Source organism: Luteibacter aegosomaticola (assembly GCF_023078475.1).
GTDB lineage: Bacteria > Pseudomonadota > Gammaproteobacteria > Xanthomonadales > Rhodanobacteraceae > Luteibacter > Luteibacter aegosomaticola.
Map to the genome: position 1 here is coordinate 1,698,415 of NZ_CP095741.1, position 26,740 is coordinate 1,725,154.

Genomic DNA, 26,740 nt, shown 5'->3' on the forward strand with positions numbered 1-26,740 from the left:
CGTGCCTCAGTACCTTGCGACCACGCCGGAGAAGTCCACGTCACGCGCCACGTAGATGGCGAGGACGGTACCCTGGTTGATCGTCACCGTAGCCGGGCGGTTCGCAGCGCGCTGCACGGCCTGGTTGGCGATCTGCTGGATCGTATCGGCGGTGTTGCTCTCGAACGGGGTCTGCGTAACCACGCCATTGCTGACGGTGGTCTGGCGCGGGCCATGTTCTGCCGCTTCGTACTTGAACGCGTCGCTGAGCATGCTGATCAGCAGGGCCGCACCGATGCGGCTACCCCAGTGGGCGTTGTAGTAACCCGGGTGGCCGGCACCGCCAAGCGTATCCACGCCCGGGCTGGCCATGTTCACGTCGATACCGGTCGGGGTGACGATACGGTCCCAGATCACGGCCACGCGCGGGCCGCTCGGTTCCATCTCGTACTTGCCCATCACCTTCGAGCCCTTCGGCAGCAGCAGGCGCTTGCCGGTGAACGAGTACACCGGTTCGGTCACGACGCAGGAGGTGAAGCCCGGGATGTCGGTGATGATGCGGGTCTCGAGCACGCAGCGGATGAACGTGCCACGCAGCATCAGCGTATCCGGGTGCTGCAGCGGCTCGGCGCTGGAGACCTCGGGCAGCTGCGCGCCGCCGTAGGCGATATTGCCCATGGCGCTCATGCGTGGTGCGGCCGGTGCCGGGGCGGCCGGCTGGCCGAACATGCCACCGAACGGGCCGGTGACGCCCGGCTGTGCCGGTGCGCCGTTACCGACGGCCGTGGTGCCTTCGTTGGCCGAAGCGATACGACGCTCGAGCAGGGTGGGGCCGCGCTCAGGCGTGGGCATATCAGCGGGGCGCAGCTGTTCCGGCGTCGGCAACGGCGGCGGCGGCTGCAGCGGGATCGCTGCCTGCGGCTGCGGAGCGGCCTGTTCGGGCGGCAGCGGCGGGGCCATCGGCGTGGGTACGTTGACGGTTTCCTCGCGCGGCTTCGGCGGCGGCGTGCTGCTACCACTGGAGCTGAGCAGCCAGAAACCGACGCCCAGCAGCAGAAGCACAATGGCGCCCAGGAAGCCGAGCGCGCGGCGGTTCATGCGGCGCAGGTCGTTCGATGCCAGCGAGGGGGCAGCGGCATCCAGGTCCGGCTGCGGCGCATGGCGCTGCTGGCTGGAGTACGGGTTGCCCGCCAGCGGATCATGCTGGCTGCCGTTGTTTTCGTTCGGCGTGTAGCTGCCGTTGGACTCGTCGTCCGGATGGTGTGGCGTGTTCGGGCTCACTTCTTGGTGTTCCTTCGCAGACCCACGACGTTGCTGTCGTGACGAATAACAAGGTAGGGATAAGTGCCGTGGACAACGATGGTGTTGCCCTCCACGGTCGTGTTCACCACCGAGTCCTCTCCATGTTCTTTCTCGCGCATGTACACCGTCGGGAAGTTGCCCGTCGGGAACTGCTTGAGGTCGGGCATCGTGATGTACGTGAAGCGGCCATCGTCATAGACGGTGGTCGGCACGAGCCACGGCGCTGTCTTTCGGGTCTTCGAGAAGTCGTAATCGAAGTTGTAGTCGCGACCCTTCACCAGAGTGGTATCGAGCTCCGGCGTGTCCTTCACCTTCTTCGATTCCGACATGAAGCTGGTGTCGGAGGGGTAGGAGAAGGTGATCTTGTACTGCACGCCTGCGCGGCGGGCCTGGTCGAGCGTCTTCCAATCCGTGGCGACGACTTTCAGTTCGAAGATGTACGAGTGCGTCGCGGTACGAATCATCATGTTCGTATCGACGTCCACGTTCTTCGGCTTCACATAGAAGACGTTCTCGCGGCGGTTCAGATCCCAGCCCGTGCTGAAGCCGGTGCTGTAATCGAGGATCTTCTCGTTCGGGCTGAGCTCGATCTGCGTGGTGATACCAAGGCCGGTGCGGACCTGGTAGATGCGATCAGGCTGGTATTCGTACACCTGCATCGGCGCCATGGGCGCGCTCGCGGGCGTGGCCGGGATGAGCGGCGCGGGCGGGTGGGTATCGGCGCCTGCTGCCATGGCCGTGCCCGTGACTGCGACGGACAAGGCGAGGGCAAGGCTGAGCTTGACGGATCGGTTCATCAACGGCGCCCTCCGTTGGCGGCGCTTTGCGGGGTGGCACGGGCCGCAGGTGCGGCGTTAGACGGCACCGTCTGCGGAGCGGCCCCGGCCGGAGCCATGGGTGCGCCGGTTTCGGCGGGGAGGGGAGACGGCGGGATACCCACGGCCTGCTGCGGTGCGCCGCCCGCGGGGCCGGCATCCGGTGCCAGCGGGATCGCTGCCGGCATATCGGAGGGATCGACACCCGGTGCGGCAGGCGCGGCGGCCGCCGGTGCCTGCGCGGCAGGCTGCGCCGGCGCATTGGTGGGCACTTCCACCGGCGGTGCAGAGCCGTAGTCGTTATCCACGCGGTAGCTGGTGACCTGGAAGCCGAGCGGGTTCTCGACGCGGTTCTGGTCATCCATGCGGAGGTTCGGCTTGTAGACGAACTCCATCGTGGCGATCTTGCTATCGAGCGGCACCGTGGCACCGGAGGACTTGTCGTACACCGTGCGCTGGAAACGCACCGTGGCACCCTTCGGCGTGGTGCCGTTGGCGCCGCCGACGAGCACGATGCTGAGGATCTTCACGCGCACGGCCTTGGTGCGGCCATACAGGTTGTATGGGCGCTCCGGGTTCTGCTGCGAGTGCAGTGCCATGTACGGCGTGGCCACCTGCGGCGCGGCCATCGTGAGCACGGTCGGCCAGTCGCGCATGTTCGTCAGCGCGAGGTCGTACGACTCACGCGCGATGATGAAGTGCGCGACGTTGCTGCGGTTGACCGCTTCGCTCGCGGTGATCTGGCGGTTGATCACATCATCCGTAAGGCGCGAGAGCTGGCTGGTACCGGAGTAGGCGTCGGCCAATACGATGTACGGCTCCTTCTCCTTCAGCGGCAGCATCACGAGGTAACCCGCGCCCAGCATCAGCGATACGCCGACGGAGCAGAACGCGACGATCCATGCGCGCTTTTCGCTGCGACGCGCATGGTCCGCGATGGTGACTTCGAAGTTGACGCCCTGCGCGACGGCCTGGTCGATCTTCGGTGAGTTCTTTTTATTAAGCATGTGGCGCCTGCCTCGTCACGTGCTTAGTTCGTAGCCGCGTTAGCGGCCACGGGTTCGGTGGGCGCCGGCGGTGCAGGCGTGTTGGCCTGCGGCGGCGCTTCAGGCACGGCAGCCGGCGCAACGGGCGCCGCAGGTGCTGGCGGGGCGATCGTGCTGATTTCGTCGACGACCAGGTCGGGCCCGTTCACCACGATGGCGACACCCTGCGGTGCGTAGATCGTGCTGAGCTGCGATGCGGCATCGCGAAGCTCGGAGGTGTGGATGGCCGAGGCGGCGGTGGTCAGCGTGAAGTCCGAGCGCAGCTTGTACTGCAGCTTCATGCCGTTATCGGTGGTCCACCGGGTCAGCATGGTCTTCAGCGTGCCATCCATGGGAGCCGCGTAATACGTGTACGGCACCGCGAGTGGAATCTCGGTGGTCTTCTTATCGAAGTGGTTGACGGGCTTCCAGGAGCCGCCGAAGTCGCGGGCGGGCGGGGTTGCGCAACCCGTAAGGGCTAACGAAAACACCACTATGATGCCAATCGCGGCGAGGTTGGTATGGCCTATTTTCACGTTTCGCTCATAACTTGTTGAAAAACAATAACAATGAGTTGAACGGCGGACGCAGTTATCCGCCTCGCGTCAGGCCTGGGGCCTGGCAAGTTCAGTTATGCGTAATCGGCAAGTAACTGCGGCCGGGCGCACGAAAACGTGCACGCTCTGGTCCGCGCGACCCCGGGATGGGAGGCGTTACGTGGAGTCCTGCCCCTGGTTGTCCGTACATGCGTGGGAGAACGGCTCCCCGCGCTTCGTGCAAGCTATCCATTCAAACTTCCTGTTCCGGGCGAGACTGCCGCCCTGCCAATCGATGTCGCGAAGCGGACACCGCATAAGACGCGCGCGCTGATGTACTCGACATCAACTCGTCGCGATCATGTACGCGGGTGTTCCCCCTTCATCGTGTGAGCGTGGAGCCCACGTCAAAAAAATAGCTCATGAACGTGCAAATGACCAGCAACTTCGATAAGCAATAAAGTGACGCAATTCACGGAAAAAACACGAAGAACATGGTTGCGCATGCAACCATGCGGCTGCGTACGTTTATTAAACCACAAAACCCAAGACGAAAAGTTGACAACCTGCATTGCTGCCGATGAAGCGTGGTGGTTGGTCATGGTGTGACCAACGCTTTGTGTGACGCAGCGCACATCGTGCCGGCGGGTGCGCTTTGTAATGGGAGCGTGTTGAAGAAAGTGTGAAGCACATTCCTTCGTGCACACGTGGCGTGTGTCGGGTTGCGTGGGGGGGGGGCCGGTTGCGGGGGTGTCGCGGCCTTCCATGGGTGGCACTCCTTATTCTTTACGGGTTCGCAAAAGGCTGCGGGTTGCCACGGGCGGCGCAGGGCCGCACCTTGGCGAGCAGAACGTGCGAATCGCCACATTGGAGGTCTCGCCGTAGTTGCGCAATTGGGCGCCGCCCGCGTCGTAGCGTCAGAAAAGCCCTACATCCGGATCGACAGAGCCGCCGGGGCAGGGTAGAACCGTCGTCTTTACTCCCCCAGGACCCCTGATGGATTCCCACTCCTATAACGACGCGGCGCTCAACGTGCTCGCGCAGCAGGTGGCCACCGCTGCGCTGGAGAAGCGCGTGATGGTCGCCACCGCCGAATCGTGCACTGGCGGCTGGATCTCCAAGGCGCTCACCGACCTGGCCGGCAGCTCGGCCTGGTTCGAGGCGGGCGTGGTCACCTATAGCTATAGCGCGAAGGAAGCCTTGCTCGGGGTGAACCCGCGGACGCTCGAGCGCACCGGCGCCGTGAGCGAGGAGACGGTGCTCGAGATGGTCTCAGGTGCGCTGGCCCGTTATGCCGCCGGCGTGGCCGTGGCCGTTACCGGTATCGCCGGACCGTCGGGCGGCACGGCGGACAAGCCGGTGGGCACGGTATGGATCGGCTGGAAGCGCCGCGGGGGATACGCCCACGCCACCGTCTACCATTTTGCTGGTGACCGCGAGGCTGTTCGCCGACAGACGGTGGCCGCGGCTTTGGCTGGAATAGTCACCGAGCTGAACGGGTAACCCGGCCAGCTGTGGCAAAATCAGTCGTTGACGGATCGCAGTCCCTGAGACCCCGGTCCGGCAAGATACCTACCTATACACAAGCACACCGGAAACTACGATGGACGACAATAAGCGCAAGGCGCTGGCTAGTGCCCTCGGCCAGATTGAAAAGCAGTTCGGCAAGGGTGCCGTCATGCGTCTTGGCGACCGCGTGGACGACCAGATCGACACCGTCTCCACCGGCTCCCTGGGCCTGGACATCGCCCTCGGCATCGGCGGCCTGCCGCGCGGTCGTATCGTTGAGATCTATGGTCCGGAATCGTCCGGTAAGACCACGCTCACCCTGCAGGCCATCGCGTCCTGCCAGCGCAACGGCGGCACCGCCGCGTTCGTCGACGCCGAGCACGCGCTCGACCCGACCTACGCCGAAAAGCTCGGCGTGAACGTGGCCGACCTGCTGGTCAGCCAGCCGGATACCGGTGAGCAGGCCCTCGAAATCGCCGACATGCTCGTGCGCTCGGGCGCCGTGGACATGGTGGTGGTCGACTCGGTCGCCGCCCTGACGCCCAAGGCCGAAATCGAAGGCGAGATGGGTGATTCCCACGTCGGCCTGCACGCCCGCCTCATGAGCCAGGCGCTGCGCAAGCTCACCGCCAACATCAAGAAGTCGAACTGCCTGGTCATCTTCATCAACCAGATCCGTATGAAGATCGGCGTGATGTTCGGCAGCCCGGAAACCACCACCGGTGGTAACGCGCTCAAGTTCTACGCCTCGGTCCGCCTCGACATCCGCCGCATCGGCGCGGTGAAGAAGGGCGAGGAAGTCATCGGTTCGGAGACCCGCGTCAAGGTCGTCAAGAACAAGGTGGCGCCGCCGTTCCGCCAGACCGAGTTCGAGATCCTCTACGGCGAGGGCACCTCGCGCGAAGGCGAAATCATCGAACTGGGCGTGCGCGAGAACCTGATCGACAAGTCGGGCGCCTGGTACAGCTACAAGGGCGATCGCATCGGCCAGGGCAAGGAAAACGTCCGCCAGTTCCTGCGTGATAACCCGGCCATCGCCAACGAAGTGGACGCCGAGCTGCGCGCTCGCCTCCTGGTGAAGCCGGGCCCGGCCGCGGCCAAGGCCGAGGCCGATGAGGTCGAAGAAGAAGCGTGAGCCCGGTGCGGGTGCTCCCACCCGCACCGCGTACGACAAGGCGCTGGGCCTTCTGGCCCGGCGCGAACACTCCCGCCGCGAACTCCAGCAAAAGCTGGGGCGCGGTGGGTTTTCGCGTGACGAAACGGCCACCGCCGTGGAGCGCCTGGGCGACCATGGCTACCAGGATGACAGCCGTTTCGCCGAATCCCTGCTGCGCAGCCGCGTAGGGCAGGGGTACGGCCCCGCCCGCATCCGGGCGGAGCTGCGCAGCCAGGGCATTCCGGACGCCACGGTCCGCTCCCTGCTGGAATCCGCCGACGTCGATTGGGACGATATGGCGGCCAGCCAGCTGCGCCGACGCTACGGATCGCCCTCCGCTGACCCGGCCGAGAGGCAGAAGCGGGCGCAATTCCTCTTGCGTCGCGGCTTCGCCGCCGCCACAGTACGTGTTCTAACCCACGCCGAAGCGGAAGACCCCGACGACGACTGAAGGCAACGCGCCTTGATTCCGTGACTGGGCGCCTTTCGCGATCCTCGCAGCCCCAAGCCACGATCGCTCATGAAAACCGCCCAAATCCGTTCGACCTTCCTGGATTACTTCCGCGCCAAGGACCACACCATCGTGCCGTCGGCATCGCTGGTGCCTTCGAACGACCCCACGCTCCTGTTCACCAACTCGGGCATGGTCCCCTTCAAGAACGTGTTCCTCGGCAGCGAAAAGCCGGGCTACGTCCGTGCGGCCGACGTGCAGCGCTGCCTGCGTGCCGGTGGCAAGCACAACGACCTGGACCAGGTGGGCTACACCGCCCGCCACCACACCTTCTTCGAAATGCTGGGCAACTGGTCGTTCGGCGATTACTTCAAGCGCGATGCCATCCGCTACGCGTGGGAGCTGCTCACCGAGGTCTACAAGCTGCCGGCCGAGCGCCTGTGGGTCACCGTGTACCACACGGATGACGAGGCGTACGACCTGTGGAACAAGGAGATGGGCGTCCCCGCTGATCGCATCGTGCGCATCGGTGACAACAAGGGCGCGCCGTACGCATCGGACAACTTCTGGCAGATGGCCGACACCGGCCCCTGCGGCCCCTGCACGGAAATCTTCTACGACCACGGTCCGGACGTGGCTGGTGGCCCGCCCGGTTCGCCGGATGAAGATGGCGACCGCTACATCGAAATCTGGAACCTCGTGTTCATGCAGTTCGATCGCGCGCCCGATGGCACGCTCAGCCCGCTGCCGGCGCCGTGCGTCGATACCGGCATGGGCCTGGAGCGCCTGGCGGCCGTGCTGCAGCACGTGCATTCGAACTACGAGATCGATCTGTTCGCACACCTGATTCGTGAAGCCTCGCGCCTCACCAACACCGCGGACCTCGGCAACAAGTCGCTGCGCGTCATCGCCGATCACATCCGCGCCGCGTCGTTCCTTATCGTCGATGGCGTGCTGCCGTCGAACGAAGGCCGTGGCTACGTGCTCCGCCGCATCATCCGTCGCGCGCTGCGCCACGGTTGGATGCTCGGCGTGCGCGGCGACTTCTTCTGGAAGATGGTCGCGCCGCTGGTGGAAGAGATGGGCGAGGCTTACCCGGAGATTGCCGCGAAGCGCACGTTCGTCGAGCAGGCGCTCAAGGTGGAAGAAGAGCGCTTCGGCGAAACGCTCGAGCACGGCATGCGCCTGTTCGACGACATCGCGTCGAAGTCCGGCAAGATCATCCCGGGCGCCGATGCGTTCCGCCTCTACGACACCTACGGTTTCCCGGTCGACCTCACCGCCGATATCGCTCGCGAGCGCGATATGACGGTGGATATGGAAGGCTTCGAGCGTGCGATGGGCGAGCAGCGTGCGCGCGCCCGTGCCGCCAGCAACTTCTCGACCAAGGCGCAGCTGCCGGCCGAAGTGGCCAGCGCGCTGCAGCCGACCATCTTCACCGGTTACGACGCGCTCGACCTGGCCGATGCCAAGGTCGTTGCGATCGTCCGTGACGGCAAGGCCGTGGACCAGCTCGCCGATGGCGAAGAGGGCTTCCTCCTGCTCGACCGCACGCCGTTCTACGCCGAGTCGGGCGGCCAGGTGGGCGACACCGGCATGATCCGCAACCCGTCGGGCGCCCTCGCGGTGGAAGACACCCAGAAGGTCGGCGGTGCGTTCTTCGCCCACTTCGGCACTTGGCAGGGCTCCGCGCCGCTGCTCAAGGGTGCCGTGGTCGGTGCCTCGGTGGATGGCGCCCAGCGCCAGGCCACCGTGCTGAACCACTCGGCCACCCACCTGCTGCACGCTGCGCTGCGCACCGTGCTGGGCGACCACGTGACCCAGAAGGGCTCGCTGGTCGCACCGGAGCGTCTGCGTTTCGACTTCTCGCACTTCAAGCCGATGACCGGCGAGGAGCTGGCCGAGATCGAGCGCATGGTGAATGACGAAGTGCGCCGCAACGCGTCCGCCGACGTGCACCACATGGGCTACGACGAAGCCATCGAGTTCGGCGCCATGGCGCTGTTCGGTGAGAAGTACGGCGCGGAAGTGCGCGTCCTGAAGATGGGCGATTTCTCCACCGAACTCTGCGGCGGAACCCACGTGACCCGCACAGGCGATATCGGCCTGTTCAAGATCGTCTCCGAATCGGGCGTGGCGGCCGGCGTGCGTCGTATCGAAGCCGTGACCGGCGCGGGCGCCATGGCGCGCGTGGCGGATGAAGAGCGCATCCTGGGCGAAGTCTCCGGCCTGCTCGCCGCCAGCGGCGACGACGTGGTCGAGAAACTGCGCCAGCTCTTCGATAAGCAGAAGAAACTCGAAAAAGAGGTCGAATCCTTCAAGGCCAAGGCGGCCAGCTCCGCCTCGGCCGACCTGATGGAAGCGGCCACGGATGTGGCCGGCATCAAGGTGGTGGCCGCGCGCCTGGAGGGCCTGGACGCCAAGTCGCTGCGTGACAGCCTGGACGTGCTTAAGCAGAAACTAGGCGACTGCGCGGTGATCCTGGCCGGTGCGGCCGATGGCCGCGTTTCGCTCGTGGCGGGCGTCGGTGGCGCCGCGCTGGGCCGGGTCAAGGCAGGCGACCTGGTGGCCGAAGTGGCCTCGAAGATCGATGGCAAGGGCGGCGGCCGCCCGGATATGGCGCAGGGCGGTGGCGTGGATAGCCCCGCGTTGCCCGGCATCCTGGCGGGCATCCCGGCTTGGGTCGAGGGCAAACTTCGCTGAACGAACCCCGGCTGCCCCAGCGGCGGGGTGCCGTAAAGGCGCCCCGGTCAACCGTTTCAGCCGATCCTGCGTTGCACCAGCCTGATTGGCTCAGCTAGTATGATCCGAATGCCGAAACGCAATTTTCGGCATCGCTCAGTCGGGTCGACGTAGGCAGGACAGCTGGTTAGCGACACGCAAACAACAAGCCGGGGAAGGCAGATCGGCCTTCGATGGTCGAGAAGTCAATCCATCGGCGGCAAGACTCGGGGTGAGTTGTTGCCGGTGGGGAAGCCAATACCTGATTTTATGGAGTATCAATCATGCTGATTCTGACCCGCCGGGTCGGTGAAACCCTGATGATCGGTGACGAGGTGACGGTCACTGTTCTGGGTGTCAAAGGTAACCAGGTGCGTATCGGTATCAACGCGCCGAAGAACGTCGCGGTCCATCGCGAAGAGATTTACCAGCGCATCAAGAACGAGAACGATCCCGCCGGCCATTCGGGCGACGACCACGACCAGTAAAAAGCTTTACGGGCGACGCAAGGATCAGTATCCTTGCTGGCTCGTTCGGGCACCTGCCTAGAGCGATCAAAATGGAGAGTTGCCCGAGAGGCCGAAGGGGCTCCCCTGCTAAGGGAGTATAGGGTCAAAAGCCTTATCGAGGGTTCGAATCCCTCACTCTCCGCCAGTTACGCAAGACGCCCCGGAAGGGGCGTTTTGCGTTTGTGGGCCCAGTGCATGACCGGTCCATCGGCGGCTCCAGGCGTTCGATTCGCGCAACGCGATCGAAAGTGAGCTACCGCACAGTTCACCACTATAGGCTGCCCCGTATCGCACGTTGCGGCAGGCGCCAACCTTGCATGTGTCGGAATACCCCTCGTATTCTTGCGAGAGGGGGCACCCGTGATCGACTTCACTACGATCGCCGTGGACAGGAGCGGTCGCGGCCCGCTGTGCGCAATTCTGGATCACATGGAGCATAGGAAATGGTTCGTTTTCGTAGCCGCCGCAAGGCGTTGATCGCGTCCGCGGGCGTGGCGCTGTTGTTCTCTTCGTTCGTTACGCAGGCAGCGACCTGCGAGGAATCGTTCAAGACCATTGGCGATCCCCGTAACGGTCTCGCCTTCCTTGCCGAGCGCACGGTACCGGGCCTCAGCATCGATAGCGCACTGGGCCAGATCCGCCAGTACGGCCTGGATGAGAAATTCGTCGTCGGCGCCGACGCGATGAACGGCAAGGACGGCCAGGTCTACCTGGTACAGGACTCAAGCAATCCGCCGGTGGTCGTGACCTTCACGGCCAGCCCTGACGGCACCGTGGGCCTCGCCACCAAGCTGGCCCGTGGCCAGAAGATGGATACCGAGGCCGGCAAGCAGTACCTGTGCGGGATGCTCGGCAAGATCAAGCCAGGTAAGGAAGGCGAGGCAATCGCTGCCGAGGCTCACAGCAAGTCCGATGCGAATCGCATGACCGACACGACGGCCGTCGAGCTGTCGGAGCGCCTGGGTAAGGAAGCCAAGAAGCTTTCCAATGCGATGAATTCCGGTTCGTTCAAGGATCTGCTCCTGGGTACCCGTACCAGCCCGGACACCATGCGTGATCGCGACGCGATGTTTGCGCCGTTGGTTGCGAAGTACGTTGGCCGTAAGTACCGGATCGATGGCGAGGTGTATACGGCCTCGATCAACCAGTACAGCGGTGTGGGCGAGGTGGCATGGCTGGTGACGAAGACCCGGGGTCTTCTGAGCGTCCGTCAGGATGACGACATGAACAACAGCCAGTTCACCGTGATTTGCGCCATGGCCAAGGATCAGCTTCCGCTGGTCACGATGCTGCGTATCCACGACTTCGCCAAACTCGAAGGCACCGTGGACAGCATCAACCTGTCGGGTATCCACCTCAAGGATTGCCGCCAGGCTAACTGAGCGTGAGACGCGCCGGTTCCACAGAACGCCCCGCAAGGGGCGTTTTGTTTTTCCGCTTGTGCGCTACCTAAACTTGATCGGGCGCAACCGGTCGCACGTGCTACCTGCCTACGCTGGGCCTTTTGCCAGCCAACAGGCGCGTCCATGTCCATCGGTTACAACGACCTCCACACCAGCTACGGCCGGTGCCTTCGCTCGCGCGGTTTCATTGAGCGTTTCTACGAGATCCTTCTCGCGCGCGACCCCAGGATCCCGCCGATCTTCGCGAAAACCGATTTCCAGAAGCAGCACATGGCCTTGCGTCGCGGGATCAGCCTGGCGATCTCCTGGGCGGCGGGTGATGGCATGGCCAAGCGCCCGGTCGAGGAGATGATCCGCGTCCATGCGCGGACGGGCAGGGCGCCCGTCCCGCCGGAATTCCATGACATGTGGCTCGACAGCCTGCTGCAGGCCATTCGCGAACGTGATGACCAACTGACGCCGGAACTGGAGGCCCGCTGGCGAGAGGCCATGGGTAAGGTCACCTGGGCGTTTGCGGCGGCGTTCTGACGCCGCTTTTTTTCCTACGCACAAACAAAAACACCGGCCAGTGGCCGGTGTTTTCGATGAAACGATTGGTCGGGGAGACAGGATTCGAACCTGCGACTTCTACGTCCCGAACGTAGCGCTCTACCAGGCTGAGCTACACCCCGACGGGAGCCGCGTATATTAGCCATGACCGATCCGGTTAGCAACACTTCGTCTCAATTTTTTTACAGGGCGCCTGCCGGGCCGTCCGTAGCCATCTGGTACTCTATGGGGCTGCCGCTTGGCGCCCCACGTACTGCCCGAAGAGGATTTGCATGGCACTCACCCCGGCCCGCACGATGCCTGGTGTCCTCGAGCTCCTGCCGCTCGACCAGATCGCGTTCCAGCGCATGCTGGATACCATCCGCCGCAACTACGAGCGGTTCGGTTTCCTGCCCATCGAAACGCCGGTCATCGAGCATAGCGACGTCCTGCTGACCAAGACCGGCGGCGAGACCGAGCGCCAGGTCTACTTCGTGCAGTCCACCGGCTCGCTCAACGCGACCGACAAGGAGCAGGGCGCGGTGCCCGAGCTGGCGCTGCGCTTCGACCTCACCGTGCCGCTCGCCCGCTACGTGGCCGAGCACGAGCACGACCTGAGCTTCCCGTTCCGTCGCTACCAGATGCAGCGCGTGTACCGCGGTGAGCGTGCCCAGCGCGGCCGCTTCCGCGAGTTCTACCAGTGCGATATCGACGTGGTCGGCAAGGATTCGCTGTCGGTCCGCTACGACGCCGAGATCCCGGCCGTCATCTACAGCGTGTTCCGCGAGCTCAACATCGGCGCGTTCACCATCCAGCTCAATAACCGCAAGCTCATGCGCGGTTACTTCGAGAACCTGGGCGTGGCCGATGCCGAGCAGCAGATGCTCGTGCTGCGCGAAGTGGACAAGCTCGACAAGCGCGGCCCGGACTACGTCCGCGATACGCTCACCGGCGAAGCCTTCGGCCTGTCGGCGGATGTCGCTGAGAAAATCCTCGCGTTCGTGCAGGTGCGTTCGACCGGCGTGGACGATGCGTTCGCCAAGCTCGACGCCCTGGGCTCCGGCTCGGAAACCTTCGAGCAGGGCAAGGCCGAGCTGAAGGAAGTGCTGGCGCTCATCCGCGATTTCGGCGTGCCCGAGACGCACTTTGCGCTCAATCTTTCGATCGCGCGCGGCCTCGACTACTACACGGGCACCGTGTACGAGACCACGCTCAACGATCACCTGGCCATCGGCTCGGTGTGTTCGGGCGGCCGTTACGAGAACCTGGCTGGCCAGTACACCAAGTCGCACCTGCCGGGCGTCGGTATTTCGATTGGCCTGACCCGCCTGTACTGGCAGCTGCGCGATGCGGGCCTCGTGTCCACCGCGCAGAGCACGGTGGACGTGCTCGTGACCCAGATGGATGCCGCGCAGATGCCGGCATACCTCGCTGTCGCGAACGAGCTGCGCACTGCCGGCATCGCCACCGAGGTGGTGCTGGAGGGTGGCAAGCTCGGCAAGCAGTTCAAGTACGCCGACCGTGCAGGCATCCGTTTCGTGATCGTGCTCGGCGAGGATGAAATCGCCAAGGGCGTGGTCACGGTGAAGGACCTGCGCCGCGAAGATCAGTTCGAAGTCTCGCGCGCGGATCTGGTGAAGACCCTGCGCGTCGAGCTGGCCCAGGCCGAAATCGGCCGCTAAGCAAAATCTGTAGGAGCGCGCTTCTACAAAAGCCACCCCCTAACCCCCGCTCATCTCACGGTAGTTCGCCATGACCAGCAGCATCCTTCTCGACGGCCGTAGCCTCACGCGCGCCCAGGTTGTCGCCATCGCCCGCCAGGGCGCCTCCATCACCCTCGATGAGAAGCAGCTGGTCAAGGTGAAGCGCGCCGCGGATTTCCTCGCGGAGAAGGTGGGTGGTGGTGAGCCGATCTATGGCGTGACCACGGGCTTCGGCAGCAACGCCGACAAGCTGCTGGGTGCGCACCGCGTGCGCGACGAGCTGCCGGGCGGCAACCCGGAAGCGCGCGATGGCACGCTGATGGAAGAGCTGCAGCACAACCTGATCATCACCCACGCCGTGTGCGTGGGTAAGCCGTTCTCGGTCGACGTGGTCCGCGCGATGCTCGCCATTCGCGTGAACACGCTGATGCGCGGCCATTCGGGCATCCGTGTGGACACGCTCCGCGCCCTGGCTGAACTGCTCAACCGCAACGTCATTCCCGTCATTCCCGAGAAGGGCTCGGTGGGCGCCAGCGGCGATCTCGCGCCGCTCTCGCACCTGGCCATCGTGCTGCTGGGTGGCGGTGAAGCCTTCTACGAAGGCGAGCGCATCCCGGGCGCCGAGGCGCTGAAGCGCGCGGGCCTGGAGCCGGTGCGTCTTTCGTTCAAGGAAGGTCTGGCGCTGAACAACGGCACCACGCAGATGCTCGCGACCGGCGTGCTGGCGCTGGCCTCGCTCGAAACCCTGATCAAGACCGCCGACCTCGCGCTGGCCATGACGCTCGACGCGTTCGCTGGCCGCACCGGCGCGTACGCGGAAGAAGTGCACGCCCTGCGTCCGCATCCAGGCCAGGTCGCGTCGGCCATTGAGTTCCGCCGCCTGCTCGAAGGCTCCACGCTCGCGGATATCGCCTACCACCTGGTGCCGCGCTTCCGTCCGTGGCTGTCCGATTCGTGGTCGGAACCGGCGGAGCAGGCGTACCGCTTCGATATCGGTTGGGACTGGGTGCCTGCCACGCAGCGCCACGGCAAGGAGGCGTTCTACTCGCGCTTCCTCCCGTTCAAGGGCGGCAAGAAGCATCAGCCGCAGGACGCTTACTGCCTGCGTTGCGCACCGCAGGTGCACGGTGCGGTGCGCGATGCGTGGGAGCAGGCCTGCCGCGTGTTCGATGTGGAACTCAACGCGGTGACCGATAACCCGCTGGTGTTCCCGGATGCGGAAAACGCCGAGGTGATCGAAGACCAGGTGATCTCCGCGGGCCACTTCCACGGCATGCCGCTCGCGCTGGCCATGAGCTACGTGAAGGCGGCGATCCCGGTGCTTGCCTCGATCTCGGAGCGCCGCACCGCCAAGCTGGTGGATCCGGCCAATAACGACGGCTTGCCGGCGTTCCTGATCGGCAACGAAGATGCCACCGATTCCGGCTTCATGATCGTGCAGTACACCGCCGCCGCGCTGGTGAACGACCTGGCGACGCGCGCGCATCCGGCGTCGGTGTATTCCGTGCCGACCAGTGCGAACGCCGAAGACCACGTTTCCATGGGCGCGAACGAAGCCCGTCACGTGCTGGAGATGACCGAAGATCTCGGTCACGTCCTCGCGATGGAGCTGTACACCGCGGCGCAGGCGCTGGAATACCGTCAGGACATGCTCAACGCCGCGCGCACGCTCTCCAAGCGTGGCGATTGGCAGGCGCTCGCTGCGAAGATCGCTGGCGCGCCGCGCACGGATTCGCCGCATTACCCGCAGTTCGAAAAGGAAGTGCGCGCGCTGATGGATGCGCTCGCCAGCGCCGAGGACTTCCACGGCGGTGTCGCCGTGCGCGAGGCGCTTGCCACGTTGCGCGAGCAGATCGCCTTCATGCAGCGCGACCGCGCGATGGATGGCGAGGTGCGCCTCATGTGTGAGCTGGTCGCTTCCGGCCGCCTGGTCGCAGGCGTCGCCTAAGCGGGTTCATCCGCCGGCGCGCGATGGCGCGCCGTGCGCGGGCGCTTCTTGGTTTCCACGTAGGCCTCGTCGTTTTCGTCGTCTTCCACCGGCTCGTCAGGCGCGGTCGGTTCGCCATCCTGCAGTGGCGGGATCACGCATTCGATAAGGCCCGAGCGCACGTTGGCCAGGTACTGGTAGAGCTGCGCATCGTTGCGTAGCCCCAGCTTGGCCATGGCTGAGCGCTTCTGCCGGCTAATGGTCTTGATGCTGCGCGTCATCAGCTGGCCGACCTCGGCCAGGGAGAGTCCGCGCGCATAGGCACGGAGCACATCCACCTCGCGTGGGGTCAGCTGCCGCGAGGGCCCGTCTTCCGCATCGACGCGATCCATATCGCGAAACGCCCGGCGCACCGCGGGGCTCAGGAACGCGCGCCCGATGCTGGCCGCGTGCACCGCCATGGTGATGCCGCGCAGGCTCGCGCTCTTATCGAACAGGGCGGCCACACCGATATCGAGCATGTGCCTCAGGGCGGGCAGGTTGCCGAGCCGGCTCATGACCACGATGCCGATATCCGGGCGCAGGGCGCGGATACGCCGTACCAGGCCCACGCTATCGGGGTGTGTGCCATCGGGCATGAAGGGATCGACGATCAGTACCTCGCAATCGACCTCGGTCAGGGTCTGGAGGAGGGTATCGGTGTCGTTGACGGTCGCAACGACCGTGTAGAGGTGTTTCTTGAGGGCGGCTTCGACACCGGCGACCACGACCGGCTGGTCGTCGGCGATGACAACGGGGCTCGTCATGCGTACGGCTCATATCTCCAGGGGATGTGCCCACCATCTTGGCGACCCGGTGCCGCGCGGTATATGGAACAAAAGCGCAATCTTCTGTCGGCGAATTCCGACCCTGGTTGCCACCGTGTAGTTGTCGGCCTACAATGGGCTATCGTATTAACGCGTTAGTACATTATGAAGCGACGCTCCCTGGATCCGGAAACCCCCTCCGACTCGGCCGAGACCAGCCTTTGCGAGGCTCTGCTGGGCCTCTCAACGGTGGATGAGATGCGGGCCTTCCTCCACGACCTGTGCACCCCGGCCGAGATCGAAGTGATGGTCGATCGCTGGCGGGTGGTGCCGTACCTGCTCGATGGCCGCTCCTACCGGGAGATCCACGAGCGCACGGCCGTGAGCATCACCACCATCGGGCGCGTCGCGCGCTACCTCAACCAGGGCGCAGGCGGCTACATGGCCGCCGCCGCCCGCCGCAACCAGGGAACCAGCGCATGAAGCCGCGTGACCGCCTACGCATCGCCATGCAGAAATCCGGCCGCCTGACCGAGCCCGCCCAGGAGCTCCTGGCGCGCTGCGGCCTCAAGTTCCGCCAGAGCCGCGACAAGCTGTTCTGCTTCGGCGAGGGCGAGCCCGTGGATCTCCTGCTGGTCCGCGATGACGATATTCCCGGCCTGATCGCCGAAGGCGTCTGCGACCTCGGTATCGTCGGCCGCAACGTGCTGCGCGAATTCCAGCTCTCCAACCCGGCGACGGGCAGTGGGCTCGCCGAGCTTCGCCCGCTCGGCTTCGGCAGCTGCCGTCTTTCCATCGCGTTGCCGCAGGACGAGCCGTACGACAGTCCGCAGCAGTTGCACGGGCAGCGTATCGCCACGTCGTATCCCGGCCTGCTCGGTGACTGGCTGCGCAGCCACAACGTGGATGCGAAGGTGGTGTACCTCGCCGGCTCGGTGGAAATCGCCCCGCGCCTCGGCACCGCCGATGCGATCTGCGATCTCGTATCCAGCGGCGCCACCCTGGTGGCCAACCAGCTACGCGAAGCCGCGGTAATCGTGGAAAGCGAGGCCGTGCTCGCCGGCCACAGCGTATTGCCCAGCGATGAGCGTGGCGAGATCGCCGAGCTGCTGCTGCGCCGCCTCGATGGCGTGATCCAGGTGCGCGATTCGCGCCTGATCCTGATGCAGGCCTCGCGCGATGCGTTGCCAGCGATCACTCGCCTGCTGCCGGGCCTGCCGATTCCCACGCTCACCCAGGTGGATGGCGCGCCCGACCAGGTCGTGTTGCAGGCGCTGTGCGCGGGTAGCGTGAGCTGGCGCCAGCTGGAAGACATGAAGCGTGCCGGCGCCCGTGACATGTTGGTGCTGCCGGTGGAGAAGATGCTGGCATGAAGCGGATCGACTGGAACACGCTCGACGAAGCAGGGCGCGCAGGCGCACTCGCCCGGCCGGCGCAGTCGCGCTCGGTGGCGTTGCGGGATGGCGTGGAGGTGATCATCGCCGACGTCCGCGCCCGTGGCGACGTGGCGCTGCGCGAACTCACCGCGCGCTACGACGGCACGACGCTTGAGGCGCTCGCTGTCACCGATGACGAATTCGCGGCCGCGGAAGCGCGGTTAGCTCCCGAACTGAAAGCTGCGGTGCGCGAGGCCGCCGAACGTATCGAGCGTTTCCACCGCGCCGCCGCACCTACGGCCGTGAGTGTGGAAACGGCGCCGGGCGTGCGCGTGGAACGCGTGCTGCGGCCGATTCGCCGGGTAGGCCTGTACGTACCGGCCGGCGGCGCGCCGCTGCCGTCCACGGCGATCATGCTGGGCGTGCCCGCCGCGATCGCCGGCTGCCAGGAGGTGGTGCTGTGCACGCCGGTACAGGCGAACGGCCGGTGCGACGATGCGGTGCTCTTCGCCGCGAAGGCCACGGGCGTGCACACGGTATTCAAGCTGGGCGGCGCGCAGGCCATCGCGGCCATGGCGTACGGCACCGACAGCGTGCCTCGTTGCGACAAGCTGTTCGGCCCGGGCAATGCGTGGGTCACCGAGGCGAAGCTGCAGGTATCGGGCGATCCGGACGGTGCGGCGATCGATATGCCGGCCGGCCCTTCCGAGGTGCTCGTGATCGCCGATGCCGACGCCGATCCGCGCTTCATCGCCGCCGACCTGCTGTCGCAGGCGGAGCACGGCCCGGATTCGCAGGTGCTGCTGGTGAGCCCTTCCGCCGCGCTGCTCGATGCGGTGGAAGAAGAGGTCGAAGTCCAGCGTCGCGCGCTGCCGCGTGCCGAGGTCGCCGCCAGCGCCTTGGCCGAAAGCCGCCTCGTACTGGTCAGCGATCTCGACCAGGCCGTGGCGGTCAGCAACCAGTACGCGCCGGAACACCTGATCCTCCAGACCGCCGATCCACGCGGATTGCTCGATGGTGTGGAATCCGCCGGTTCCGTCTTCCTCGGCGAATGGACGCCCGAATCCCTCGGCGACTACTGCAGCGGCAGCAACCACGTGCTGCCGACCTACGGCTATGCGCGCAGCTACAGCGGCGTATCCGTGGCGAGTTTCCAGAAGCAGGTGACGGTGCAGGAGGCCAGCGCGGCCGGCCTGCGCGCGATTGGCCCTTGCGCCGCGACGCTCGCCGCCGCCGAACAACTGGATGCCCACCGCCGTGCGGTTACCTTGCGCCTTGAAGCCATGGGGGCCGACGCATGAGTGTCCTCGACCTTGCCCGCGCCGAGATCCGCGCGCTTGCGCCGTATTCAAGCGCACGCATGGAGGCGTCGGGCGGCACCGTGCTGCTCAACGCGAATGAATCCGCCCGCGCACCGAGTATTCCCGGCGGCGATGGGCTGAACCGTTACCCCGACCCGCAGCCGCGTGGCCTGGTGGAAACGCTGGCCGAACTCTATGGCAGCACGCCTGATCGCCTGCTGGTGACGCGCGGCAGTGACGAGGCCATCGACCTGCTGACGCGCGCGTTCTGTCGCGCCGGCCAGGACGGCATCGTGATCTCGCCGCCCACCTTCGGCATGTATGCCGTCTCGGCGCGCATCCAGGATGCCGCCGTGGTGGAGGCGCCGCTGGACGCCGACGGCTCGCTCGATCCCGACAAGCTCCTCGCCGCGGTGACGCCGGGCACGAAGCTGGTCTATGTCTGCACGCCGAACAACCCCACGGGCAACCTCGTGCCCCTCGAGACGTTGAAGCGCATCGCCGACGCCTTGCAGGGCAGAGCGCTGCTCGTGGTGGATGAGGCCTATGCCGAGTTCTCCGGTACGCCGAGCGCTACCACGCTGATCGATAGCTACGACCATGTAGCCGTGCTGCGTACGTTGTCGAAGGCCTGGTCGCTTGCGGGCGCACGCGTAGGCACGCTGATTGCGCGCGCCGAGGTGATCGGCCTGTTGCGCCGGATCATCGCGCCGTACCCGCTGCCGTCGCCCTGCGTGGATGCCGCCCTGGCGGCGCTCTCGTACGAGGGCCGCCGCGTGCAGCGCCACCACGTGCACGAGCTGTTGAACGAGCGCGCCCGCATGGCTGTGGCCTTGGCGAAGTCGCCCGGTGTACGGGCGGTGCTGCCGTCTCACGCCAACTTCCTGGCCGTGCGCTTTGACGACGCGGCGGGTACCTATAAGCGCCTGCTCGCCGCGGGCGTGGTGGTGCGCGATATCACGAAGTACCCGGGTCTGGGCGATGCCTTGCGCATCACCATCGGTACCGGCAATGAAAACGACCGCGTACTCGCCGTACTGCGGGCGGGAGCGAGTGCATGAGCCGCAAGATTCTTTTCGTCGACCGCGATGGCTGCATCATCGAAGAGCCTGCGGATGAGCAGATCGACAGCTTCGAAAAGCTGGCGCTCGTGCCCGGCGTGGTCGCGGCATTGCAGCGTTTTGTCGGCGCGGGCTACGAGCTGGTGCTGGTCAGCAACCAGGATGGCCTGGGCACGCCCAGCTTCCCGCAGGAAACCTTCGACGGCCCGCACAACCTGCTGCTGCGCATTCTCTCGTCGCAGGGCATCCGCTTCCGCGAACAGCTGATCGACCGCAGCTTCCCCCACGAAAACCTCGATACGCGCAAGCCGAACACCGGCCTGGCCCGGCACTGGCTGGCGGACGATAGCTGGAGCCGTGCACAGTCGGCCATGGTGGGCGATCGCGATACCGACATCACCTTCGCCGCGAACATGGGCGTGCGCGGCTTCCGCGTGGGAAGCGCCGGGCAGAGCTGGGCCGAGGTAGCCCACGCCGTGCTCGATGCACCGCGCGTTGCGGACGTCACCCGCAAGACGAAGGAAACCGCCATCCGCGTCCAGGTGGATCTGGATCGCGTGGCCGAACCGGTGATCCACACCGGCCTGGGCTTCTTCGACCACATGCTGGAGCAGATCGGCAAACACGGCGGCTTTGCGCTGAGCCTGCGCTGCGATGGCGATACGCATATCGACGAGCACCACACGATCGAGGACTGCGCGCTGGCGCTCGGTCAGGCCCTGCGCCAGGCCCTCGGCGACAAGCGTGGCATCGGCCGTTATGGCTTTGCGTTGCCCATGGATGAAAGCGCCGCGCGTGCGGAGCTGGATCTTTCGGGTCGTCCGTACTTCGTGTTCGAAGGCAGCTTCCCGCGCGAACGCGTGGGCGATGTACCCACCGAACTGGTACCTCACTTCTTCCGCTCGTTGTGCGAAACGCTGGGTGCCAACCTGCACCTCACCGTCGTGGGCGATAACGCGCACCACATGGTGGAAGGCTGTTTCAAGGTCGTGGCGCGCACCCTGCGCCAGGCCATCCGCCGCGAGGGCGCGGAACTGCCCAGCACCAAGGGAAGTCTCTGATGCGTGTCGTGCTTGTCGATGCCGGTGGTACGAACATCGGGTCGGTCCGTTACGCGTTACAGCGGCTGGGTACCGATGCCGAGCTGACGGCCGACGCGGGACGCATCCGTGCGGCCTCGCACGTGATCCTGCCCGGCGTGGGTGCGGCCGGCCCCGGCATGCGCCGCCTGCATGAGGCCGGGCTGGTCGATGTGCTGCGCGGGCTCAAACAGCCGGTGCTGGGCGTATGCCTTGGCATGCAGCTGCTGTGCGAGCACTCGGACGAAGCCGATACCCCGTGCCTTGGCGTGGTGCCTGCGCAGGTGCGCCACCTGCCGGCCGCCCCGGGTCTTCGCGTGCCGCACATGGGCTGGAACACGCTGCAATCGAAGGGCGACCACGCGCTCACCGACGGCCTGCGCGATGGCGATACCGCGTACTTCGTGCACAGCTACGCCGTACCGGTGGGCGAGTACACGCTGGCGGCGAGCGAACACGGCACGCCGTTCTCGGCGATGGTCGCCTTCGGCAATTTCATGGGCATGCAGTTCCACCCCGAGCGTTCCGCCGGCGTGGGCGCCCAGCTTCTTCGGAACTTTCTTTCGCTATGACGCTACCGATTCCCGCCATCGACCTGCGCGAAGGCAAGGTCGTGCGCCTGTTCAAGGGCGATTACGAACAGCAGACCACGTTCGCGTTCGAGCCGGTGGAACTGGCCAAACGCTATGCCGCGGACGGTGCGAGCTGGCTGCACGTGGTGGATCTGGATGGCGCTCGCTCGGGCCGCTTCGAAAACCTGCCGACGCTGAGCGCCATTGCCGCTTCCGCGGGCCTCTCCGTGCAAGCGGGCGGCGGCGTGCGTGATGAAGACGGCGTGCGTCGCCTGCTGGATGCGGGCGTGGCGCGCGTCGTCGTGGGCAGCATTGCGATGCGCGAACCGGAATCGGTCGCCGCGTGGATCGGCCGCTACGGCGCCGAACGCATCGTGCTGGCGCTGGATACGCGGTTCCGTGATGGCCAGTGGCGTCTGCCCAGTGCGGGCTGGACCGCCGATGAAGCGCGTACGCTGGACGACCTGTTGCCATTCTATGAGAGCGCCGGTGCGCGCCATCTGCTGTGTACGGATATCGATCGCGACGGCACCATGACGGGGCCGAACACCGCGCTGTATCGCCACGTGGCGTCGGTGGCGCCGAAGCTGGACGTGCAGGCCTCGGGTGGCGTGCGCTCGCTCGCCGACGTGGCGGGCCTGGCCTTGCAAGGCGTGGCGGGTGTGATCCTGGGGCGCGCGTTGCTGCAGGGCGAATTCACGGTGGCCGAGGCGCTGGCCGTGACGGCCAAGGCGGATGCGTCATGCTGAGCCGCCGCATCATTCCCTGTCTGGACGTGCGCGATGGCCAGGTCGTAAAGGGCGTGCGTTTCCGCGACCACGTGGTGGTTGGCGAGATCGTCGAGCTGGCGCTCCGCTACCGCGATGAAGGCGCCGATGAGCTCGTGTTTTACGACATCACGGCAAGCCCGGAAGGGCGCCGCGTCGACCGCGACTGGGTGGAGCGCGTAGCGCGCGAGATCGATATTCCGTTCTGCGTGGCGGGCGGGATCCGTTCGGTGGAAGATGCGCGCGAGGTGTTGCACGCGGGCGCGGACAAGATCTCGATCAACTCGCCCGCGCTGGAGCGGCCGGCACTCGTCGGCGAGATCGCCGAGGCTTTCGGCGTGCAGTGCGTGGTGGTAGGTATCGATAGCCTGCGTGATGAGGATGGTGAGTGGCGTGTGCGCCAGTACACCGGCGATCCCTCGCGCACGCAGGCCTTGCGCAAGCTTACGCTCGACTGGATCCGCGAAGTGCAGGACCTGGGTGCGGGTGAGATCGTGTTGAATTGCATGGGTACCGACGGCGTGCGCCGGGGCTACGATATCGAACAGCTTCTCGCCGCGCGCGCGCTTTCCCGTGTGCCGCTGGTGGCCTCCGGTGGCGCGGGTACACCGGCGCACTTCACCGAGGTGTTCCGCGAAGCAGACGTCGATGCCGCGCTCGCTGCCAGTGTTTTCCATTCCGGCGATATCGCCATTCCGGCTCTGAAGCGCGAACTGCGCACGCAGGGTATCGAGGTACGTGTATGACCCCCGATTTCGCCAAGGGCGATGGCCTGGTGCCTGCGATCATCCAGCACGCCCGCACGGGCGAGGTGTTGATGCTCGGTTACATGGATGAGGCGGCGCTGGCGAAGACCCGCGAGAGTGGCCTCGTCACGTTCTTCAGCCGCAGCAAGCAGCGCCTTTGGACGAAGGGCGAAACGTCCGGCGATACGCTGGCGCTGGTCGATCTGAAAATCGACTGCGATAACGACACCTTGCTGGTCCGCGCGTTGCCTGCGGGGCCGACGTGCCACACCGGTACGACAAGCTGCTTCGGAAACGAGGTGGTGCCTTCGCTGGGTTTCCTGGCGGAGCTCGATGCGCTGGTGGCATCGCGGCACGCCGAGCGACCGGAAGGCAGCTATACGACGACGCTGTTTGAAGGTGGCATTCGCCGTATCGCGCAGAAGGTAGGCGAGGAGGGCGTGGAAACCGCGCTGGCCGCGGTAGCGCAGGATGACGATGCGCTCATCGGCGAGGCCGCCGACCTGGTGTTCCACCTGATGGTGGCACTGCGAGCGCGCGGCATCGGCTTTGAAGCTGTGGCAACCAAGCTAGCCTCACGCCACAGGTAGGAGCCCACCCTGTGGGCGACGCCGTTCGCGAGAACGCCGCAGGACCTGAGCCCTGAGGCGAAAGATGTCGCCCACAGGGTGGGCTCCTACGCGCGTAACTCACACGATCGCGAGGACGTCTTCCGGCGGCCGGCCAACGGCGGCTTTCTTGCCGTTGATGAACACCGGACGCTCAAGCAGCTTCGGGTGTTCGACCATATAGGCGATGAGCTCGGCGCGGCTGCCGTTGGCAGGCACGCCGGCGAAGTCATCCTCGCCCTTGCGCATCAATTCGCGCGGTTCGCGGCCAAGTAGCTTCAGCACGCGATCCAGTTCCGCCGCCGAGGGCGGCGTCTTCAGGTATTCCACGATGGTGGGCTCGACGCCGTGCTGCTGGAGCAGCGCCAGCGTCTCCCGCGATTTAGAGCATCGCGGGTTATGCCAAAGCACTGACATGCTTAGAAGTTGCCGCCGCGGTTACCACCGCCGCCATTGCCGCCACGGTTGCCGCCGCGCGGGCCGCGGTTACCGCCGCCCTGGCCGCCCTGGCCACCACGGTTGCCGCCGCCAGCACCACCGGCGCCACGCGGGCCACGGTTGCCGCCAGCGCCGCCACCGGAGGCACGGTTGCCACCCGAGCGGCTCGGGCCGCCCTGGCCGCCACCACCGCCGCCGTAGGAGCGATTACCGCCGCCCTGGCCGCCCTGGCCACCGCCGCCGTACGAACGATTGCCACCGCCGCCCTGGCTACGGTTACCGCCACCCTGGCCGCCACCGCCGCCATAGGAGCGATTGCCGCCACCCTGGCCGCCCTGGCCACCACGCGGGCCACGGCTACCGCCGCGGTTGCCGGCGCCGTCGCCTGCGACGTTGCCGTTCGCGTTGCCGCCACCGGTGCGGCTATCGCCGGCGAACCAGGTGCGCATGGCCGGCAGTTCCTGGCCCGGCGCGACGCGGCGCGAGGAGGGCTTGCGCGGCTTGGAGGCGCGGTCCGGGCGAGCGACGTTGCCGTTCACTTCGCGGCCACCGCCGCCACCCTGGCCCGGACGACCACCACGGCCGCCGCGACCGCCACGGCCCGGGGTATCGTCGCGGAGGCGATCGAATGCGGTGAGTTCGCGGGCTTCATCATGGCGTGCCGAGCTCCAGGCACCCGTGCTGCCCTTGTCGGGACGGTATTCGGTGACATGGCGCGGGGCGCGGCGCTGGTGCACCACGGCGCTGAGGGTGAGCACCGGATCCGGCGCACCCAGGCCAGCGCGTTCGCGCAGGGACTTGATCGCGGTTTCGTCGAGCGATTCGCAATCACCGCGGCGCAGGGCGCGCGGCAGTTCCACGGTGCCGTAGCGGATGCGCTTCAGGCGGCTCACCAGGAAACCCTGGGAATCCCACAGGCGGCGCACTTCGCGGTTACGGCCCTCGCGGATCGTGACGCGGAACCAGCTGTGGCTGCCGCCACGGCTGATGGTGGCGATTTCGTCGAAGCGGGCGGGGCCGTCTTCCAGCTCCACGCCGGCCTTGAGGCGCTCGATGATTTCATCGGGCACTTCGCCGTGCACGCGGCAGAGGTATTCACGCTCGAGGCCGCTCTTCGGGTGCATCAGCGCGTTGGCGAGTTCGCCATCGGTGGTGAGCAGGAGCAGGCCGGTGGTGTTGATATCGAGGCGGCCCACGGCGACCCAGCGCGCACCCTTCAGGCGCGGCAGCTGTTCGAACACGGTGGGGCGGCCTTCGGTGTCTTCGCGGGTGGTCACCACGCCTTCCGGCTTGTGGTAGACCAGCACTTCGGCATCGCTGCGGCTATCGGTGGCAACGACGAACTGCTTGCCGTCGATGGTGACGCGGTCGCCGGCGTGGACGCTGGCGCCAATGCTGGCGACGGTGCCGTTGACCTCGACCTCGCCAGCCTGGATGCGCTGTTCGAGCATCCGGCGCGAGCCGAGACCGGCGTTGGCCAGCACTTTGTGCAGGCGTTCTTCGAGCTGTGCGGCTTCGCCGGTGGGGGCGTCGCTGCGCTTCAGGCTAAGTACGGAACGTTGTGGCGCATTCATGCGCGTGACTCCTCGGGGTTTTGCCCGGCGCCTTCGTCTTCATCGGCGGCGCCGTCGGGGTTCTCTGCCTCATCGGCAGTGTGGGAAGCCGCGGCGATGTCGTCATCGCCGGCGGGCGGTTCGTTGGCGGCCTCGTCACCTTCATCGCCTTCCACGCCCAGGTCGGGCAGGGCGGCTCGGGCCGGGACGCCATCCGCATCGCCTTCAAGGCGTAGCTGCGGGTTGAGCTCTTCAAGGTCGCGGATCTCCGACAACGGCGGGAGGCTGTCCAGCGACTTGAGGTTGAAGTAATCCAGGAACATGCGGGTGGTGCCGAACAGGGCCGGGCGGCCCGGGACGTCACGGTGGCCCACCACGCGGATCCATTCGCGTTCCTCGAGCGTCTTGATGATGTTCGAAGAGACCACCACGCCACGGATCTGTTCAATCTCCGGGCGGGTGATGGGCTGGCGGTACGCGATAAGCGCCAGCGTTTCCAGCAGGGCTCGCGAGTAACGGCTGGGCTTTTCCGCCCACATCCGCGAGACCCATCCATGCACTTCGCGGCGCACCTGGTAGCGCCAGCCGGAGGCGACTTCCAGCAGTTCGACGCCGCGTCCTTCGCAGTCGGCGGCGAGCAGTTCAAGCGCTGCCCTGAGCTGGTCCGCGCCGACGTCCTCTTCCTCGCCGAAGATCGCATTGAGCTGCGCGATCGTCATCGGCTGGGTCGACGCCAGCAGCGCCGCTTCCACGATGGGTTTGAGCTGTTCGGGTTGCATAGGCCTTGGAGTGTGCCGTGCCCTCGGGCGCGGTTCGGTTCGTGCGCGGGAGCCGCCGCACCTGCGACGCCCCCCTGTTCGTGGCCCGGC

26 protein-coding genes and 2 tRNA genes are annotated in these 26,740 nt (G+C 66.0%); 19 read left to right on the plus strand and 9 right to left on the minus strand.

The window, feature by feature from the left end; genetic code table 11:
• Positions 1-6: 6 nt before the first annotated feature.
• From L2Y96_RS07435 to L2Y96_RS07450, 4 genes are all read right to left on the minus strand, one after another.
• Positions 7-1,260: a TrbI/VirB10 family protein gene (locus tag L2Y96_RS07435; protein WP_247334880.1), complete on the minus strand. Its 1,254-nt coding sequence runs from the start codon at positions 1,258-1,260 to the stop codon at positions 7-9.
• Complete coding sequence (locus L2Y96_RS07440) at positions 1,257-2,015, minus strand: TrbG/VirB9 family P-type conjugative transfer protein (RefSeq protein ID WP_247336962.1); 759 nt, start codon at positions 2,013-2,015, stop codon at positions 1,257-1,259. The genes L2Y96_RS07435 and L2Y96_RS07440 overlap by 4 nt, the downstream gene beginning before the upstream one ends.
• 62 nt (positions 2,016-2,077) lie before the next feature.
• Positions 2,078-3,103 carry a VirB8 family type IV secretion system protein gene (locus L2Y96_RS07445; RefSeq protein ID WP_247334883.1) on the minus strand — a complete coding sequence of 342 codons (1,026 nt, stop codon included), beginning with the start codon at positions 3,101-3,103 and terminating at the stop codon, positions 2,078-2,080.
• 23 nt (positions 3,104-3,126) lie between these two features.
• Positions 3,127-3,657, minus strand: a complete 531-nt coding sequence (locus tag L2Y96_RS07450; RefSeq protein WP_247334885.1) for a toxin co-regulated pilus biosynthesis Q family protein — start codon at positions 3,655-3,657, stop codon at positions 3,127-3,129.
• A gap of 996 nt (positions 3,658-4,653) precedes the next feature.
• On the opposite strand from L2Y96_RS07450, the gene L2Y96_RS07455 reads away from it, so the two are divergent.
• The 8 genes from L2Y96_RS07455 to L2Y96_RS07490 all read left to right on the plus strand — a co-directional run bounded on the left by L2Y96_RS07455 (position 4,654) and on the right by L2Y96_RS07490 (position 11,934).
• Entirely contained in the window at positions 4,654-5,160 is a 507-nt protein-coding gene (locus L2Y96_RS07455; protein WP_247334888.1) for a CinA family protein, read from the plus strand.
• 100 nt (positions 5,161-5,260) lie between these two features.
• Positions 5,261-6,301 carry a recombinase RecA gene (gene recA / locus L2Y96_RS07460; protein ID WP_247334891.1) on the plus strand — a complete coding sequence of 347 codons (1,041 nt, stop codon included), beginning with the start codon at positions 5,261-5,263 and terminating at the stop codon, positions 6,299-6,301.
• A complete protein-coding gene (locus L2Y96_RS07465; protein ID WP_247334894.1) occupies positions 6,279-6,773 on the plus strand; it encodes a regulatory protein RecX in 495 nt (164 codons plus the stop codon). The genes recA and L2Y96_RS07465 overlap by 23 nt, the downstream gene beginning before the upstream one ends.
• 69 nt (positions 6,774-6,842) lie before the next feature.
• Complete coding sequence (gene alaS, locus L2Y96_RS07470) at positions 6,843-9,476, plus strand: alanine--tRNA ligase (RefSeq protein ID WP_247334903.1); 2,634 nt, start codon at positions 6,843-6,845, stop codon at positions 9,474-9,476.
• A 302-nt stretch (positions 9,477-9,778) separates the two neighbouring features.
• Positions 9,779-9,982 (plus strand): carbon storage regulator CsrA, encoded by a 204-nt coding sequence (gene csrA / locus L2Y96_RS07475; RefSeq protein ID WP_247334906.1) that lies wholly within the window; start codon positions 9,779-9,781, stop codon positions 9,980-9,982.
• 73 nt (positions 9,983-10,055) lie between these two features.
• A tRNA-Ser gene (locus tag L2Y96_RS07480) sits at positions 10,056-10,148 on the plus strand.
• Positions 10,149-10,446: 298 nt separating this feature from the next.
• A complete protein-coding gene (locus L2Y96_RS07485; protein WP_247334908.1) occupies positions 10,447-11,385 on the plus strand; it encodes a hypothetical protein in 939 nt (312 codons plus the stop codon).
• A gap of 144 nt (positions 11,386-11,529) precedes the next feature.
• A complete protein-coding gene (locus L2Y96_RS07490; protein ID WP_247334911.1) occupies positions 11,530-11,934 on the plus strand; it encodes a globin family protein in 405 nt (134 codons plus the stop codon).
• A 66-nt stretch (positions 11,935-12,000) separates the two neighbouring features.
• Here the strand turns inward: L2Y96_RS07490 and L2Y96_RS07495 are convergent.
• Positions 12,001-12,077, minus strand: a tRNA-Pro gene (locus tag L2Y96_RS07495).
• A 150-nt stretch (positions 12,078-12,227) separates the two neighbouring features.
• Between L2Y96_RS07495 and hisS the strand changes: the two genes are divergently transcribed.
• Both hisS and L2Y96_RS07505 read left to right on the plus strand, forming a co-directional pair.
• Entirely contained in the window at positions 12,228-13,616 is a 1,389-nt protein-coding gene (gene hisS, locus L2Y96_RS07500; RefSeq protein WP_247334914.1) for a histidine--tRNA ligase, read from the plus strand.
• A gap of 70 nt (positions 13,617-13,686) precedes the next feature.
• On the plus strand, positions 13,687-15,585 hold the full coding sequence (locus L2Y96_RS07505) for an HAL/PAL/TAL family ammonia-lyase (RefSeq protein WP_247334923.1): 1,899 nt from the start codon (positions 13,687-13,689) through the stop codon (positions 15,583-15,585).
• Here L2Y96_RS07505 and L2Y96_RS07510 read toward each other — a convergent pair.
• The gene (locus L2Y96_RS07510) at positions 15,582-16,370 is read right to left on the minus strand and encodes a response regulator (RefSeq protein WP_247334926.1); all 789 of its coding nucleotides are present in this window, start codon (positions 16,368-16,370) and stop codon (positions 15,582-15,584) included. The two genes, L2Y96_RS07505 and L2Y96_RS07510, sit on opposite strands and share 4 nt — an antisense overlap.
• A gap of 165 nt (positions 16,371-16,535) precedes the next feature.
• Between L2Y96_RS07510 and L2Y96_RS07515 the strand changes: the two genes are divergently transcribed.
• From L2Y96_RS07515 to hisIE, 9 genes are read left to right on the plus strand one after another with little or no spacing between them, the layout of a single operon-like run.
• A complete protein-coding gene (locus L2Y96_RS07515; RefSeq protein ID WP_247334929.1) occupies positions 16,536-16,853 on the plus strand; it encodes a YerC/YecD family TrpR-related protein in 318 nt (105 codons plus the stop codon).
• Positions 16,850-17,743, plus strand: a complete 894-nt coding sequence (hisG, locus tag L2Y96_RS07520; protein ID WP_247334932.1) for an ATP phosphoribosyltransferase — start codon at positions 16,850-16,852, stop codon at positions 17,741-17,743. Before L2Y96_RS07515 ends, hisG begins: the two co-directional genes overlap by 4 nt.
• Positions 17,740-19,047 (plus strand): histidinol dehydrogenase, encoded by a 1,308-nt coding sequence (gene hisD, locus L2Y96_RS07525; RefSeq protein ID WP_247334935.1) that lies wholly within the window; start codon positions 17,740-17,742, stop codon positions 19,045-19,047. Before hisG ends, hisD begins: the two co-directional genes overlap by 4 nt.
• Positions 19,044-20,108, plus strand: a complete 1,065-nt coding sequence (gene hisC / locus L2Y96_RS07530; RefSeq protein ID WP_247334937.1) for a histidinol-phosphate transaminase — start codon at positions 19,044-19,046, stop codon at positions 20,106-20,108. Before hisD ends, hisC begins: the two co-directional genes overlap by 4 nt.
• Complete coding sequence (gene hisB / locus L2Y96_RS07535) at positions 20,105-21,169, plus strand: bifunctional histidinol-phosphatase/imidazoleglycerol-phosphate dehydratase HisB (protein ID WP_247334939.1); 1,065 nt, start codon at positions 20,105-20,107, stop codon at positions 21,167-21,169. The genes hisC and hisB overlap by 4 nt, the downstream gene beginning before the upstream one ends.
• Entirely contained in the window at positions 21,169-21,759 is a 591-nt protein-coding gene (hisH, locus tag L2Y96_RS07540) for an imidazole glycerol phosphate synthase subunit HisH (RefSeq protein ID WP_247334946.1), read from the plus strand. The genes hisB and hisH overlap by 1 nt, the downstream gene beginning before the upstream one ends.
• On the plus strand, positions 21,756-22,508 hold the full coding sequence (gene hisA / locus L2Y96_RS07545) for a 1-(5-phosphoribosyl)-5-[(5-phosphoribosylamino)methylideneamino]imidazole-4-carboxamide isomerase (protein ID WP_247334948.1): 753 nt from the start codon (positions 21,756-21,758) through the stop codon (positions 22,506-22,508). The genes hisH and hisA overlap by 4 nt, the downstream gene beginning before the upstream one ends.
• Entirely contained in the window at positions 22,502-23,272 is a 771-nt protein-coding gene (gene hisF, locus L2Y96_RS07550) for an imidazole glycerol phosphate synthase subunit HisF (RefSeq protein WP_247334957.1), read from the plus strand. Before hisA ends, hisF begins: the two co-directional genes overlap by 7 nt.
• Positions 23,269-23,862, plus strand: a complete 594-nt coding sequence (gene hisIE, locus L2Y96_RS07555; RefSeq protein ID WP_247334959.1) for a bifunctional phosphoribosyl-AMP cyclohydrolase/phosphoribosyl-ATP diphosphatase HisIE — start codon at positions 23,269-23,271, stop codon at positions 23,860-23,862. Before hisF ends, hisIE begins: the two co-directional genes overlap by 4 nt.
• A gap of 99 nt (positions 23,863-23,961) precedes the next feature.
• Here hisIE and arsC read toward each other — a convergent pair whose 3' ends face one another.
• From arsC to scpB, 3 genes are read right to left on the minus strand one after another with little or no spacing between them, the layout of a single operon-like run.
• A complete protein-coding gene (gene arsC, locus L2Y96_RS07560) occupies positions 23,962-24,297 on the minus strand; it encodes an arsenate reductase (glutaredoxin) (RefSeq protein ID WP_247334965.1) in 336 nt (111 codons plus the stop codon).
• 2 nt (positions 24,298-24,299) lie between these two features.
• Positions 24,300-25,892, minus strand: a complete 1,593-nt coding sequence (locus L2Y96_RS07565; RefSeq protein ID WP_247334967.1) for a pseudouridine synthase — start codon at positions 25,890-25,892, stop codon at positions 24,300-24,302.
• Entirely contained in the window at positions 25,889-26,650 is a 762-nt protein-coding gene (scpB, locus tag L2Y96_RS07570; RefSeq protein ID WP_247334971.1) for an SMC-Scp complex subunit ScpB, read from the minus strand. The genes L2Y96_RS07565 and scpB overlap by 4 nt, the downstream gene beginning before the upstream one ends.
• Positions 26,651-26,740: the final 90 nt, after the last annotated feature.

Excerpts from the sequence above, each read along its gene's own strand:
- hisC (WP_247334937.1), top strand. The coding sequence starts at position 19,044 with ATGAGTGTCCTCGACCTTGCCCGCGCCGAGATCCGCGCGCTTGCGCCG.
- L2Y96_RS07510 (WP_247334926.1), bottom strand. The coding sequence starts at position 16,370 with ATGACGAGCCCCGTTGTCATCGCCGACGACCAGCCGGTCGTGGTCGCC.
- L2Y96_RS07515 (WP_247334929.1), top strand. The coding sequence starts at position 16,536 with ATGAAGCGACGCTCCCTGGATCCGGAAACCCCCTCCGACTCGGCCGAG.
- L2Y96_RS07455 (WP_247334888.1), top strand. The coding sequence starts at position 4,654 with ATGGATTCCCACTCCTATAACGACGCGGCGCTCAACGTGCTCGCGCAG.
- L2Y96_RS07465 (WP_247334894.1), top strand. The coding sequence starts at position 6,279 with ATGAGGTCGAAGAAGAAGCGTGAGCCCGGTGCGGGTGCTCCCACCCGC.
- L2Y96_RS07440 (WP_247336962.1), bottom strand. The coding sequence starts at position 2,015 with ATGGCAGCAGGCGCCGATACCCACCCGCCCGCGCCGCTCATCCCGGCC.
- hisF (WP_247334957.1), top strand. The coding sequence starts at position 22,502 with ATGCTGAGCCGCCGCATCATTCCCTGTCTGGACGTGCGCGATGGCCAG.
- L2Y96_RS07485 (WP_247334908.1), top strand. The coding sequence starts at position 10,447 with ATGGTTCGTTTTCGTAGCCGCCGCAAGGCGTTGATCGCGTCCGCGGGC.
- hisA (WP_247334948.1), top strand. The coding sequence starts at position 21,756 with ATGACGCTACCGATTCCCGCCATCGACCTGCGCGAAGGCAAGGTCGTG.
- hisIE (WP_247334959.1), top strand. The coding sequence starts at position 23,269 with ATGACCCCCGATTTCGCCAAGGGCGATGGCCTGGTGCCTGCGATCATC.
- alaS (WP_247334903.1), top strand. The coding sequence starts at position 6,843 with ATGAAAACCGCCCAAATCCGTTCGACCTTCCTGGATTACTTCCGCGCC.
- hisD (WP_247334935.1), top strand. The coding sequence starts at position 17,740 with ATGAAGCGGATCGACTGGAACACGCTCGACGAAGCAGGGCGCGCAGGC.
- L2Y96_RS07505 (WP_247334923.1), top strand. The coding sequence starts at position 13,687 with ATGACCAGCAGCATCCTTCTCGACGGCCGTAGCCTCACGCGCGCCCAG.
- scpB (WP_247334971.1), bottom strand. The coding sequence starts at position 26,650 with ATGCAACCCGAACAGCTCAAACCCATCGTGGAAGCGGCGCTGCTGGCG.
- csrA (WP_247334906.1), top strand. The coding sequence starts at position 9,779 with ATGCTGATTCTGACCCGCCGGGTCGGTGAAACCCTGATGATCGGTGAC.
- hisH (WP_247334946.1), top strand. The coding sequence starts at position 21,169 with ATGCGTGTCGTGCTTGTCGATGCCGGTGGTACGAACATCGGGTCGGTC.
- L2Y96_RS07490 (WP_247334911.1), top strand. The coding sequence starts at position 11,530 with ATGTCCATCGGTTACAACGACCTCCACACCAGCTACGGCCGGTGCCTT.
- hisB (WP_247334939.1), top strand. The coding sequence starts at position 20,105 with ATGAGCCGCAAGATTCTTTTCGTCGACCGCGATGGCTGCATCATCGAA.
- L2Y96_RS07445 (WP_247334883.1), bottom strand. The coding sequence starts at position 3,103 with ATGCTTAATAAAAAGAACTCACCGAAGATCGACCAGGCCGTCGCGCAG.
- recA (WP_247334891.1), top strand. The coding sequence starts at position 5,261 with ATGGACGACAATAAGCGCAAGGCGCTGGCTAGTGCCCTCGGCCAGATT.
- hisG (WP_247334932.1), top strand. The coding sequence starts at position 16,850 with ATGAAGCCGCGTGACCGCCTACGCATCGCCATGCAGAAATCCGGCCGC.
- arsC (WP_247334965.1), bottom strand. The coding sequence starts at position 24,297 with ATGTCAGTGCTTTGGCATAACCCGCGATGCTCTAAATCGCGGGAGACG.
- L2Y96_RS07565 (WP_247334967.1), bottom strand. The coding sequence starts at position 25,892 with ATGAATGCGCCACAACGTTCCGTACTTAGCCTGAAGCGCAGCGACGCC.
- hisS (WP_247334914.1), top strand. The coding sequence starts at position 12,228 with ATGGCACTCACCCCGGCCCGCACGATGCCTGGTGTCCTCGAGCTCCTG.